This is a genomic window from Kribbella sp. DT2 (assembly GCF_049844575.1).
Taxonomy (GTDB): domain Bacteria; phylum Actinomycetota; class Actinomycetes; order Propionibacteriales; family Kribbellaceae; genus Kribbella.
On record NZ_JBNCLH010000008.1, the window covers coordinates 175437 to 188349 of the forward strand.

The 12913-nt window shown below is 70.0% G+C and carries 11 protein-coding genes; 9 read left to right on the plus strand and 2 right to left on the minus strand.

The window, feature by feature from the left end:
- The first annotated feature begins 147 nt into the window (after positions 1-147).
- Both sucC and sucD read left to right on the plus strand, forming a co-directional pair.
- Positions 148-1323, plus strand: a complete 1176-nt coding sequence (sucC, locus tag ACLQ2O_RS30860) for an ADP-forming succinate--CoA ligase subunit beta (protein ID WP_425838337.1) — start codon at positions 148-150, stop codon at positions 1321-1323.
- Between the two features lie 13 nt (positions 1324-1336).
- Positions 1337-2227 (plus strand): succinate--CoA ligase subunit alpha, encoded by an 891-nt coding sequence (gene sucD, locus ACLQ2O_RS30865; protein ID WP_425838340.1) that lies wholly within the window; start codon positions 1337-1339, stop codon positions 2225-2227.
- A gap of 71 nt (positions 2228-2298) precedes the next feature.
- Here the strand turns inward: sucD and ACLQ2O_RS30870 are convergent, their stop codons facing one another.
- The gene (locus ACLQ2O_RS30870; RefSeq protein WP_425838343.1) at positions 2299-3639 is read right to left on the minus strand and encodes a hypothetical protein; all 1341 of its coding nucleotides are present in this window, start codon (positions 3637-3639) and stop codon (positions 2299-2301) included.
- Positions 3640-3787: 148 nt separating this feature from the next.
- Here ACLQ2O_RS30870 and ACLQ2O_RS30875 point away from each other — a divergent pair, with 148 nt between their 5' ends.
- The 3 genes from ACLQ2O_RS30875 (at position 3788) to purH (ending at position 7280) form a co-directional block, all read left to right on the plus strand.
- Entirely contained in the window at positions 3788-5029 is a 1242-nt protein-coding gene (locus ACLQ2O_RS30875) for a DUF6350 family protein (protein ID WP_425838346.1), read from the plus strand.
- A gap of 62 nt (positions 5030-5091) precedes the next feature.
- Entirely contained in the window at positions 5092-5724 is a 633-nt protein-coding gene (gene purN, locus ACLQ2O_RS30880) for a phosphoribosylglycinamide formyltransferase (protein ID WP_425838349.1), read from the plus strand.
- Entirely contained in the window at positions 5721-7280 is a 1560-nt protein-coding gene (gene purH, locus ACLQ2O_RS30885) for a bifunctional phosphoribosylaminoimidazolecarboxamide formyltransferase/IMP cyclohydrolase (protein ID WP_425838351.1), read from the plus strand. The genes purN and purH overlap by 4 nt, the downstream gene beginning before the upstream one ends.
- A gap of 328 nt (positions 7281-7608) precedes the next feature.
- Here the strand turns inward: purH and ACLQ2O_RS30890 are convergent, their stop codons facing one another.
- Positions 7609-8457 carry a neutral zinc metallopeptidase gene (locus tag ACLQ2O_RS30890; protein ID WP_425838354.1) on the minus strand — a complete coding sequence of 283 codons (849 nt, stop codon included), beginning with the start codon at positions 8455-8457 and terminating at the stop codon, positions 7609-7611.
- A gap of 89 nt (positions 8458-8546) precedes the next feature.
- Here ACLQ2O_RS30890 and ACLQ2O_RS30895 point away from each other — a divergent pair, with 89 nt between their 5' ends.
- The 4 genes from ACLQ2O_RS30895 to ACLQ2O_RS30910 all read left to right on the plus strand — a co-directional run bounded on the left by ACLQ2O_RS30895 (position 8547) and on the right by ACLQ2O_RS30910 (position 12892).
- Positions 8547-9533, plus strand: a complete 987-nt coding sequence (locus ACLQ2O_RS30895; protein ID WP_425838357.1) for an alcohol dehydrogenase catalytic domain-containing protein — start codon at positions 8547-8549, stop codon at positions 9531-9533.
- Positions 9526-10476 (plus strand): Gfo/Idh/MocA family protein, encoded by a 951-nt coding sequence (locus ACLQ2O_RS30900; protein ID WP_425838360.1) that lies wholly within the window; start codon positions 9526-9528, stop codon positions 10474-10476. Before ACLQ2O_RS30895 ends, ACLQ2O_RS30900 begins: the two co-directional genes overlap by 8 nt.
- Before the next feature lie 9 nt (positions 10477-10485).
- Positions 10486-11466, plus strand: coding sequence for a LacI family DNA-binding transcriptional regulator (locus tag ACLQ2O_RS30905; RefSeq protein WP_425838363.1), 981 nt, complete (start codon positions 10486-10488; stop codon positions 11464-11466).
- 142 nt (positions 11467-11608) lie between these two features.
- Positions 11609-12892, plus strand: a complete 1284-nt coding sequence (locus tag ACLQ2O_RS30910; protein ID WP_425838366.1) for a glycoside hydrolase family 18 protein — start codon at positions 11609-11611, stop codon at positions 12890-12892.
- Positions 12893-12913: the final 21 nt, after the last annotated feature.

Below are 12913 nucleotides of genomic sequence, written 5' to 3' on the forward strand. Positions count from 1 at the left end.
TGACAGTCGTCTCAGCGTGTACCCCGGCTGTTGCCACGCACGCCGGGGTGGCTAGTCTCAGCCCGACGGAACGCGCCGGCGACCGTGCCTCTCCGCACCGCAGCCTGCCGCGGCCTAACTCGAAAAGGCGAGAGAGGGACCACAGTCGTGGACTTGATGGAGTACCAGGCGAAGACTGTCTTCGCCAAGCACGGTGTACGGACGACGGTGGGTGAAGTCGTCCACACGCCCGAGGAAGCCCGCGCGGCGGCCGAGAAGCTCGGTGGCGGCACGGTGGTCGTGAAGGCCCAGGTGCTGACCGGCGGGCGCGGCAAGGCCGGCGGCGTCAAGATCGCCACCTCGCCCGACGAGGCGGAGGTCCGGGCCCGCGAGATCCTCGGTCTCGACATCAAGGGTCACGTCGTCAAGACGCTGAACATCGTTCCGGCGGCCGCGATCGCGGAGGAGTACTACTTCTCCTTCCTGATCGACCGGGCCAACCGCAACTACCTCTGCATCGCCTCCGCCGCCGGCGGGATGGAGATCGAGGAGGTCGCGCACACCAACCCGGACGCGGTCGCCAAGATCTCGATCGACCCGGCCACCGGTGTCGACGTGGCCTTGGCCCGCGAGATCGCGACGTCGGCGGGGTACCCGGCCGACATCATCGACGCGGTCGCGCCGGAGATCGTCAAGCTGTACGAGGTCTTCCTGGCCGAGGACGCGACGCTGGTCGAGGTCAACCCGCTGGTCAAGCTCAAGGACGGCAACGTCGAGGCGCTGGACGGCAAGGTCTCGCTCGACGAGAACGCCGAGTTCCGGCACCCGGAGTTCGCCGAGTACGCCGACTCGTCGACGGCCGACCCGCTGGAGGCCGCGGCCAAGGCCAAGGGCCTGAACTACGTGAAGCTCGACGGTTCCGTCGGCATCATCGGCAACGGCGCGGGCCTCGTGATGAGCACCCTCGACGTCGTCGCGTACGCCGGTGAGGAGTTCGGTGGCCAGAAGCCCGCGAACTTCCTGGACATCGGCGGCGGCGCGAGCGCCGAGGTGATGGCCAACGGCCTGGAGATCATCATCTCCGACCCGCAGGTGAAGAGCGTGTTCGTGAACGTCTTCGGCGGCATCACCGCCTGCGACGCGGTTGCCAACGGCATCGTCCAGGCCTTCGCGCTGCTCGCGGGCCGCGGCGAGGCCGTCAGCAAGCCGCTGGTCGTCCGCCTGGACGGCAACAACGCCGACGAGGGTCGCCGGATCCTCGACGAGGCCGGCCTGGCCGGTCTGGAGCGGGTCGACACGATGGACGGCGCCGCCAAGCGGGCCGCCGAGCTGGCTGCGAAGTAAGGGATCGCTGAACATGTCTATCTTCCTGACCAAGGACAGCAAGGTCATCGTCCAGGGCATGACCGGCTCCGAGGGCACCAAGCACACCACCCGGATGCTTGCCTCCGGCACCAACATCGTCGGCGGCGTGAACCCGCGCAAGGCCGGCGAGAGCGTCGACTTCGACGGTAAGGCCGTCCCGGTCTTCGGTGGCGTCGCCGACGCGATCAAGGAGACCGGCGCGAACGTGTCGGTCGTCTTCGTGCCGCCGAAGTTCACCAAGGACGCGGTGCTCGAGGCGATCGCGGCCGAGATGCCGCTGGTCGTGGTGATCACCGAGGGTGTGCCGGTGCACGACACCGCCGCGTTCTTCGCCGCCGCGCAGGCCTCCGGCACGACCCGGATCATTGGGCCGAACTGCCCCGGCATCATCACCCCGGGCGAGTCCAATGCCGGCATCATCCCGGCCACCATCGCCGGTGCCGGCCGGATCGGTCTGGTGTCGAAGTCGGGCACGCTGACGTACCAGATGATGTACGAGCTGAGCGACTTCGGCTTCTCCACCGCGATCGGCATCGGCGGCGACCCGATCGTCGGTACGACGCACATCGACGCGCTGCAGGCGTTCCAGGACGACCCGGACACCGACGCGATCGTGATGATCGGCGAGATCGGCGGCGACGCCGAGGAGCGGGCGGCGGCGTTCATCAAGGACAACGTCACCAAGCCGGTCGTCGGCTACGTCGCGGGCTTCACCGCGCCGGAGGGCAAGACGATGGGCCACGCGGGCGCGATCGTGTCCGGCTCGTCCGGTACGGCGGCCGCCAAGCAGGAAGCGCTCGAGGCGGTCGGCGTGAAGGTCGGCAAGACGCCGACCGAGACGGCCAACCTGATGCGCGCCATCATGCAAGGCCTGAAAAAGTAACAGCATGCAGGGTCTGAGCAAGTAGGTAAGCCGGACAAGGCCGCGGTCCCCTCGGGGGTCGCGGCCTTCTGCTATTTGAAAGTGGCCGAGCGGTCGGCGGCGCGGGCGAGGACCTCGGTGAACACGGTGTCGGTGATGTCCAGGTTCTTCAGCACCGGGTACAGCAGGTACACCGCGCGGTCGCCGGAGCCGGCGATGCCGATCCGGAACGTGAAGACCTTGCCGCCGCCGGTGTCGTAGGTCGCCTTCCAGGTCTCGCCCTTGACCGCACTGGTCAGCGAGCCGGTCGACTTCACCGTCGCGGTCGAGGTCGACTTGGCGCAGCCGTCGACGTTCTTGCGGATCTGCGCGACGAACGCCGCCGACGCGGCCGGCGTCGCGAACTTGGCGACGGTGGCGTCCATCCCGAACTCGGTCGGCACCGGCGCCTCCGGTACGACGTACGTCTGCGTCTTGTACTTGGTCGCCTTGGCCTTCTTCAGGTCGATCTTCTCGCACAGCGTGCCGGACCGGACCTCGCCGTCGACGCTGACCCACGGCTTCTCGACGCTGGACAGCACCGGCAGGTCGATCGGCGCCATGAACCCGGCGCTCTCCTGGGTCGATAGCAGCCCGGTCTTGGCCTGCAGGTTGCCGGAGCCGCAGTCCGCGCCGGTCTCGGTGCAGATCCGCTTCAGCCCGGCGCCGGCGGTCGCGAGGACGCCGTCCGGCTTGGGCGGCGTACCGCCGGTGGTGTCGTGCTCGAGGACCATCGTGGCCTGGCCGGCCGTGGTCACGCTGACGGTCCGGTACTTGCTCGACTTCGTGCCGTTGGGCTGGCCGAAGACCGCGATCACGCCGCGTTCGCCGAGCCCCTCGGCGGTGTAGCTCGCGACCAGGCGGACCTGCGGGGTGTTGCACTGGCTCAGCCAGCCGGTGATCGTGGTGTACGCCTTGCCGGCCGCGGCGGTGTCGTTGGAGACCTCGACGTACTGGACCGCGGTGTCCTTGGTGGCGGCGTTCTTGAACGTCCGCACCCAGGTCCGGATCCCGGCCGGGTCGGCGAAACGCTGGGCCTGGCAGACGAACGACTTGTCGGGCGCGCTGCTGCCGTCGGCGGTCGCGGCGATCGCCCAGCTGCCGGACGCGGTCAGCGGCTTGGCCGCCGGTCCGTCGATCAGCACCTTGGCGTCGGCCAGCGCGTTCTCGTCGCCTCCGCCGCCCTGGGAGTCGTCGGGGCTGCTGGACTTGGAGTCGCCCGGGGAGTCGTCACCGCCGAAGGCGTTCACCGCGGCGATACCGCCGCCGCCGAGCAGGACCACGACCGCCGCACCGGCGCCGATCAGCTGGTTCCGGCGGCGGGACTGCTGGCGCCGCGCCTCACGGGCGGCGGCGCGACCGCCGCCGCGGGGCGCACGGTGGGAACCGGACAATGACTCCAGACCTCCTGACTCAACCCCTGGTCCACGAATCTACCCGGTACCAGGCAAGCAGCCACGCCGAGGTCAACTCCGGGGAAGTGTTCCACATCCGGCGTGTCAGAACGAGCTGTGTCCGGAGGAGGTGGACGATGGAGATTCGATGAGCGAGCTTAGCGAGCGAACAACCAGTAGAGCCCACCAGGCGCCCGGGCCCGCCCAGCCCGCGCCGACTGTCCCACCCAGGCCGGTGGTGCTCGCTGCTGTCGTCGGAGCCGGCACTTGTCTGCTCGCCGGCCTGCTGGCGTGTGCCGCGGTCGCGGTGATCGGGTGGCTGGCCGCAACGTTCGGCGGGGCCTCCGGGGCCGTCCGGGCCGGTGCCTCGGTCTGGCTGCTCGCTCACAAGGCCGGTGTCAGCCTCGAAGGCGCCTCGATCACGGTCGCGCCGCTCGGCCTGACCGCCTTCGCCGCCTGGTGCCTGTACCGCGGTGGCCGGTTCACCGCGCGGATCAGCGCCGCCGACCGGGGCAAGGACCTGCTGGTGGCCGCGGGCGTGTTCGCGGCGACGTACGGGTTCGGGGCGCTGATCATCGCGCTGCTCACCTCCGAGGGCGCGCTCAAGGTCTCGCCGCTGTTGGCGTTCCTCGGCGCCGCCTCGCTGGCGATCGTCGCGGGCTCGGCCGGGATTCTGGTCGAGTCCGGGGCTGCCGCCGATCTCGCGGACGCCACTCCGACCGGCCTGCGCGACGCCGTACCGGCTGCGGCTGCCGCCGCGCTGACCGTGATCGGCGTCGCCTCCCTCCTGTACGGCGTACTGCTGGCAGTCCGGTTCTCCCGGGTGACCGCGATGCTGGACCTGCTCGACACCGGCGTCGTCGGGGCCGTCGTGCTGTTCGCGATCTGCCTCGGTCTGCTGCCGAACCTGGTCCTGTACTTCGTCGGGTTCCTCGCCGGGCCCGGCTTCCAGTTGGGCGTCGGGACGTCGATCGCGCCGACCGGTGTGGACGTCGGGAACCTGCCCGCCGTGCCGCTGCTGGCCGCCGTACCGAGTGATGGCGGTACGCCGACGTACTTCCTCGTGCTGACCGCGATCGTGCCGCTGCTCGCCGGAGCCGTCGCCGGGCTCGTGGTGGCTCGGCGTGGACTGGCCGCGCCGGAGTCCGACGCGCTGGGCTGGGACGCGTTCGCGCTGCGCGGCGCGATGTCGGCGCTGCTGGCGAGCGTGGGGCTGCTGATCCTGATGCTGCTGGCCGGCGGGTCGGCCGGGCCCGGGCGGATGGCCGACTTCGGCGTCTCCAGCGCGCTCCCGGCCGCTGGGCTGCTCGGCGCGGGGATGGCGATCGGCGGGGCGGTCGCGGCCGGCGTACTGGCTGCCCGGCGGAAAGCACCCGACCACATCGAGTGACCATCGGCCGCTCCGAGCGGGCGGCCGTCGGTCGCTCGGGACCGGGCGATAAGGTTTGGCGCGTGACAGACCCGGTGGCGCCCACGCCTGAACCCGCGCGGCTGGTCGTGCTCGTCTCCGGCTCCGGCTCGAACCTGCAGGCCCTGCTCGACGCCTGCGAGGATCCCGCGTACGGCGCCCAGGTGGTTGCCGTCGGCGCGGACCGCGACGGCATCGCCGGGCTCGACAAGGCTGCGGCGGCCGGTGTCCCGACGTTCGTGCACAAGGTCAAGGAGTACGCCGAGCGGGCCGACTGGGACCGCGCGCTGACCGCGTCGGTCGCGTCGTACCGGCCTGACCTCGTGGTCTCGGCCGGGTTCCTGAAGCTGGTCGGCGACGACTTCCTCGCCGCCTTCGGGGACCGCTACATCAACACCCACAACGCGCTGCTGCCGGCCTTCCCCGGCATCCACGGCCCCCGCGACGCGCTCGCGTACGGCGTGAAGGTGGCCGGCGCGACGCTGTTCTTCGTCGACGGCGGCGTCGACACCGGGCCGATCATCGGCCAGGTCGTCGTGACCGTCGAGGACGACGACACCGAAGACACCCTGACCGAGCGGATCAAGGAGGTCGAGCGCCGCCAACTGGTGGACTGGGTCGGCCGGCTGGTTCGCCAGGGCTGGACCATCACCGGACGAAAGGTTCGACTGAAGTGAGCACCGACCGCAGGCCGATCCGCCGGGCGCTGATCAGCGTCTACGACAAGACCGGTCTGGAGGAGCTCGCGAAGGCGCTGTCCGAGGCCGGCGTCCAGATCGTCTCCACCGGTTCCACGGCCGCGCGGATCGCCGCGGCCGGCGTGGCGGTGACCAAGGTGGAGGAGCTGACCGGCTTCCCCGAGTGCCTGGACGGGCGGGTCAAGACCCTGCACCCGAAGGTGCACGCCGGGCTGCTGGCCGACGTCCGCAAGCCCGACCACGTCGAGCAGCTGGCCGAGATGCGGGTCGAGCCGTTCGACCTGCTGGTCAGCAACCTGTACCCGTTCACCGAGACGGTCGCCTCCGGCGCCTCCACCGAGGAGTGCATCGAGCAGATCGACATCGGCGGCCCGTCGATGGTCCGCGGTGCGGCCAAGAACCACGCGAACGTCGCCGTGGTCACCTCGCCGTCGCAGTACGACGCGATCTACACCGTGCTCGACGAGGGCGGCTTCTCACTGGCCGAGCGGCAGAAGCTGGCCGCCGCGGCCTTCGTGCACACCGCCGAGTACGACGTCGCCGTCGCGTCCTGGATGGGCAGCGTGCTCACCGACACCGGCGAGGGTTCGGTGTTCCCGGCCTGGGTCGGGTCGGCGTGGGACAAGAAGGCCGTGCTCCGGTACGGCGAGAACCCGCACCAGCCGGCCGCGCTGTACCTGAACGGCCGCGGCGGCCTGGCCGGCGCCGAGCAGCTGCACGGCAAGGAGATGTCGTACAACAACTACGTCGACGCGGACGCCGCGCGACGGACGGCGTACGACTTCGCCGAGCCGGCGGTGGCGATCATCAAGCACGCCAACCCGTGCGGCATCGCGGTCGGCGCCGACATCGCCGAGGCACATCGGCGCGCGCACGAGTGCGACCCGGTCTCGGCGTACGGCGGTGTGATCGCGACCAACGCGCCGGTCTCGGTCGAGATGGCCAAGCAGGTCGCGGAGATCTTCACCGAGGTGCTCGTCGCCCCGGCGTACGAGGACGGCGCGGTCGAGGTCCTGCAGGCCAAGAAGAACATCCGCCTGCTCGTCGCGCCCCCGCGCTCGGAGGCCGAGCTGGTCGAGATGCGCGCCATCAGCGGCGGTCTGCTGCTCCAGCACACCGACCGCTTCCAGGCCGAGGGCGACGACCCGAACGCCTGGACCCTGGCCGCCGGTGAAGCAGCCTCGCCGGAGGTCCTCGCCGACCTCGCCTTCGCCTGGAAGGCCTGCCGCGCCGTCAAGTCCAACGCCATCCTGCTCGCCTCGCAGGGCGCGTCGGTCGGCGTAGGCATGGGCCAGGTCAACCGCGTCGACTCCTGCCGCCTGGCCGTCACCCGCGCCGGCGAACGCGCCGCCGGCTCGGTCGCCGCCTCCGACGCCTTCTTCCCGTTCCCCGACGGCCTCGAGGTCCTCCTCGAAGCCGGCATCACCGCGGTCGTCCAGCCCGGCGGCTCCATCCGCGACGAAGCCGCCATCGAGGCCGCGCAGAAGGCCGGCGTCACCATGTACTTCACGGGGACCCGGCACTTCTTCCACTGAGTTTCTCCACCCGGAGAAGGCGATCGCACTCCTGCGGTCGCCTTCTCTGCGTTCACCCCTCGAAAGGACCGCAGGCCGATCGAGTACGAGGCGAAGGTGCAGGGGATCGACGTCGCCGACGTCCGGCACCGCATCACGAGCTCCTGCAGCGCGTCGGCTTCAGCGCGAAGTCGTACCAGGAGAACCGACGGGAGAGCTTCGAGCTGGCGGGGGCGCGGCTGGAGATCGACAGGAGCAGCTGACGGGCGAGAACACCGTGAAGGTCTACACACGGTACGGGATCGACCTGAATGAGCTGGCGGAGCTGCGGTTCAGCGCTGGGTGATGGTCAGGACACCTCGGCGGGGGTGGCGGTGAAGGTGTTGCAGGCGGACGGGTCGGCTGCGTTCAGGCCGGCGGTCGCCCAGCGTTCCTGGTTCTCCTTGTTGCCGTGGTCGCCGGCGCGGTCCACGCTGTTGGCGAAGATCGAGCGGTAGACCGAACGCCAGCCCGCGGTGACAGGGATCGAGGCGGCGTCCGCGCCGAAGTACACGCCGCTGAGGCACGACGCCTGCAGTTCGGTACGGCGGGTGTCCTCCCGCGCCGTCTCCGGGTCGCCGAGTGTCGAGCGACGTTGCTCCTTCGCCTGCAGGATCCCGGTCAGCGCCTGCACATGGTGGGCGTACTCGTGACCGAAGTTGAACGCCATCCAGACATCCTGCACCCCCGGGAAGAGTCCCTTCACGGACAGGTCGGCGTCGGCGTCCATGTAGATGGTCCGGTCACAGTAGTAGGCCAGTCCATCGGGGAACGTGCACGGCGACGAGGCCGCCCGGCCCCTGGTCACCACCAGCTTGGGCGGCTGGAAGGCGGACCCGGCCGCGCGGACCACCGGCGCCCATGCCTTGTTCAGGCACCGCAACAGATCGGTGTAGAAGTCACGAGCGGTCGACAGCGAGGTGATCGCGTACCCGGGCATCGTGCAGCCCGCCGGAGCAACGCGTCCGGTCCGGTACAACGGGTTGCTCGTCAGCACAGCCGGCTGGGGCTGAACAGCGACGGTGGGTGTGACCGAGGCCAGCGCTGCCCGCGCCTCGTCCGTGGCCGAGGCGGCCTGTTCCTCTGGCGTTTTCGCGGCACATCCTGCGATCACCAGCGCGACCAGCACAGCGGTCGCCGTTCCCCCTCGGATCTTCACCGGCCGACGATACCCCGGCGCCCGGGATTGCTCGCCGCGTGGTGGCAGGTCGAGGTTTGCCACGTGGCAAAACGTGGAAGGCAAGGGGCATGGCGAAGACTGCGGCGGTGCTCATCGGGGACGGGCGGGTTGGGTTCCGGGAGGTGGAGCGGCCGGAGCCGGGGGTTGGGGAGTTGGTGGTGCGGTGCCGGGCCAATGCGATCTGTGGGAGTGATCGGGGGGCCTTCGACAGCGGGGCCGCGGTGGTGCAGGGGCACGAGGCTGCGGGGGAGGTGATCGCGGCCGGGGCGGGGACGTCGACGGCGGTGGGGACGCGTGGGGTGGTCTACCTGATGGTGTTCTGCGGGGAGTGCCGCAGTTGCCGGGCCGGGGCGACCAACGTGTGTCTCGACAAGCGAGGGGACATGGGGTTCAACCGGGCGGGTGGGCTGGGGCCGTACGAGGTGGTGGATGAGCGGGTGTTCTTTCCGGTGGATGACCGGGTGCCGTTCGCTACGGCTACCGCGTTGCTGGATGTGATGGGGACGAGTGGGCACGCGCTGGATCGGGCGTTGATGCTGCGGCCGGAGATCGAGGACCTGTACGTCGCGGGGGTCGGGCCGGTGGGGCTCGGGGTGCTGCTGATGGCGAAGCTGCGGTTCGGGGTGGATTTCCCTGTGTACGTGAGTGATGTGTCGCCGTGGCGGGTGGAGTTCGCGGCGGGGTTGGGGGCGGCGCCCCGGAAGGTGGAGGAGTTGCCGTTGGTGGATGCCGCGGTGGATGCGAGCGGTCGGACCGAGGCGCGGCAGGCCGCCGTACGGCGGTTGGGGCGGCGTGGGGTGCTGGTGTGCGTGGGCCATGGGCAACGACTCGAGCTGGATGTTTCGCGGGACCTGGTGTCCAATGAGGCCGCGGTGATCGGCAGCGAGTACTTCCCGTACGGCGACTTCGAGCGCAACCATGCCCTGCTGGTGGACAACCTCGACCAGGCGAGCAAGCTGATCACCCACCAGTTCGACCTGTCCGAGACCCAGTTGGCGTTCGAGACCTTCCTGTCCGGGGAGAGCGGCAAGATCGTGGTGACGCAGGATGCCTGAGCGGGTCGCGGTCGTCGGTGCCGGCGGGTGGGGACGGCAGCACGCGCGAGCGTTCGCGCAGCACCCGGAGGCCGAGCTCGTCGGGATCTGGTCGCGCGATCTCGGCAAGGCCCAGGCGAGAGCGGCCGAGTGGCACACGACCGGGTACGACGACGTCGACCGGATGATCGACGAGACCGGGCCCGACCTCGTCTCGGTCTGCCTGCCGAACACCGAGCACTTCGCCCTGACCCGGCACCTGCTGACGCGCGAAATCCCTTTGCTGGTGGAGAAGCCGCTCGTCTTCGACCTCGGCGAAGGACGGACGCTGCTCGACGAGGCCGGTGATACGTTCTTCGCGATCAACTTCAACCACCGGTACGCCGTACCGGCTCAGCGCGCGTACGACGACCTCCAGGCCGGGCGCCTGGGCGAGCTGGAGTTCCTGACCTGGCGGTTCGCCGGCGAGGGCAGCTCCGCGCACCACCCGTACGCGAACCTGGTCGAGACCCAGTGCCACGGCATCGACCTGCTGGAACACCTCGGCGGCCCGATCGAGGCGGTGTCGGCGGAAATGAAGGGCGGCACCGTCGCCGCGGCGCTGCGATTCGCCAGTGGGGCTGTCGGATCGCTGGTCGGAAGCTACGACTCGTCGTACGCCTATCCAGGGACGCAGCACCTGGAGGTCAACGGCCGCGCCGGCCGTCTGCTGATCGAGGACACCGTGAAGCGCTACACGTTCTCGCAGGCCGGCGACCCGACGCGCGAGGTCTGGGAGGCCGGCTACTTCGACGATCGGAACCGGTCGTTCGAGCAGACCTTCGACCGGCATCTCGACGTACTGCTCGCCGCGCTGCGCCAAGGTGAACGCCCGCCGGTGCCGGCGACGGCGGGGCTGCGGGCGCTGGAGATCTGTGCTGCGATCATCGAGGCGTCCGGGAGCGGTCGGCGTACGCGGGTGTGAGGAGCGCGGGTGGTGGTGCGGCAGAGCGACGTAGCCCGGTACGCCGGGGTGTCGCCGCGGACCGTGTCGAACGTGGTCAACGGCTACGTGCACGTGTCGGCCGAGGTGCGGGCGAAGGTCCAGGCGGCGATCGACGAGCTCGGGTACCAGCGGAGCGCGGCGGCGCGCGGGCTGCGGCTGGGGCGGACCGGGCTGATCGCGCTCGGCGTACCGAGTCTGCGGGAACGGTACTTCGCGGACCTGGCCGACGCGGTCGTGCGTGAGGCCGAGCGGCACGAGCTGACCGTGATGGTCGAGGTGACGGGCGGACGGCGGGAGCGCGAGCGGCTGGTGCTCGGCGGTGGGCGGAGCAGCCTGACCGACGGCGCGTTGCTGAGTGCGATCGAGCTGACCAAGGCGGACGCGCGGCTTGCTGGTACGGCGTACCCGCTGGTGCTGATCGGCGACCGGCACCTGGACGGGCCGTTCGACCAGGTGGCGATCCCGAACGTCGCGGGGGCGCGGGCGGCGACGGAGCATTTGGTTGCCTCAGGCAAGCGTCGGATCGCGCTGCTGGGTGACGCGAAGGCGAACAAGTCCGGCCGGCTGCGGCGAAAGGGATTCCTGGCGGCGCTGGCCGAGGCGGCACTGGAGCCCAGGGACGAGCTGGCGGTTCCGTGGACGCGGGAGGCGGGACGGGCAGCGGCGAAAGACCTCCTGCGCGGGGCCCCGGATGCCGTCTTCGCGCTCAACGACTCGCTGGCGCTCGGCGTCCTGGCGGGCTGCGCGGAGCGCGGGATCGACGTACCGGGAGAGCTGGCGGTGGTCGGTTTCGACGACGTCGAGGAGGCCCGGTACAGCAGTCCGCCGTTGACCAGCGTCGCGCCGTCGGTCGACGAGATCGCGCGGCGCGGGGTCGAGCTGCTGGTCCGGCGGCTGGCTGATCCCGAGCGGCCGGCCGAGCACCTGACGAGCCGGTTCGAGCTCGTCGTCCGGAGGTCGAGCGACTAACCCAAGAGTGTGGGGTAAGGAAGCGCTGCCGAGCGTGGCGTGATGGTGCCAAAGTGACTTCGGTAGAGACATTGCCGAACTCCCCGGTGGCACCTAGGGTGAGCCGCACCTGTCCCAATGTGACCGCCTGGTGGGGAGATCCATGTTCGTGAAACGTCGGAGTTTGGTGGTGCTCACGGCTCTGGCCGTGGTGGCGCCGGTGGGGCTGACCGCGGTGCCGGCCGAGGCGCACGGCAGCGGCAAGCGCGTGGTCGGGTACTACACGCAGTGGAGCGGCTACGACCGCAACTTCCTGGTCAGCGACCTGGTGAAGAGCGGTACGGCGGCCAAGCTGACGCACCTGAACTACGCGTTCGGGTTCCTGGACGAGCAGGGCAAGTGCGTCAGCAGCGACGCATGGGCCGACTACCAGCGGCCGTTCACCGCGGAGCAGAGCGTCAGCGGGAAGGCCGACGTCGCCGGTCAGCCGCTGTCGGGGAACCTGAACCAGCTCAAGCAGCTGAAGAAGAAGTACCCGAAGCTGCGGATCAGCATCTCGCTCGGCGGCTGGACCGGGTCGAAGTACTTCTCCGACGCTGCGCTCACGCCGGCCAGTCGGGCGGCGAGCGTGAAGTCCTGCCTCGACCTGTGGATCAAGGGCAACCTGCCCGGTGCCCCGGCCGGTGCGGCGAAGGGCGTCTTCGACGGCATCGACCTCGACTGGGAGTGGCCGGGCAGCGAAGGTGCGCCGGGCAACGTGATCCGCCCGGAGGACAAGCAGAACTTCACCGCACTGGTGCACGAGTACCGGAAGCAGCTCGACCGGTCGTCGTGGCCGTTCAAGGGCCGCTACACGCTGTCGGCGTTCCTGCCGGCCGCACCGGCCCAGGTGGACAATGGGTTCGAGGTCAAGAAGATCTTCAAGGACCTCACCTTCGGTACGACGCAGGGCTACGACTACCACGGCGCCTGGGACCTGCAGACCAACCAGCAGTCCGCGATCGACGGTCCGAAGGGTGATCCCGCGCCGGCCGAGTTCAGCTCGCAGGTGACGATCGACGCGTACCTGACCCGCGGTGCGCCGCGCGGCAAGCTGGTGATGGGCGTCCCGTTCTACAGCCGCGGCTGGACCGGCGTGACGAACCAGAACAACGGGCTCTTCCAGGCCGCCACGGCCGCCGCTCCGGCGACGTACGAGGCAGGGTACGAGGACTACAAGCTGCTCAAGGCGCAGCTGGGCAACTTCACCGTCCACCGCGACGAGAAGGCCGGCTTCGCCTGGCTGTTCGACGGTACGACGTTCTGGACCTGGGACGACCCGGTCGAGATGAAGCGCAAAGCGCGCTACATCAACCAGCGCGACCTCGGCGGCGCGATGATCTGGTCGCTGGACGGCGACACGTCGAACGGCGAACTGATCACCGCCCTGCACCGGAATCTCCGGTGAGATCTCGCTGACGAAGGCCTA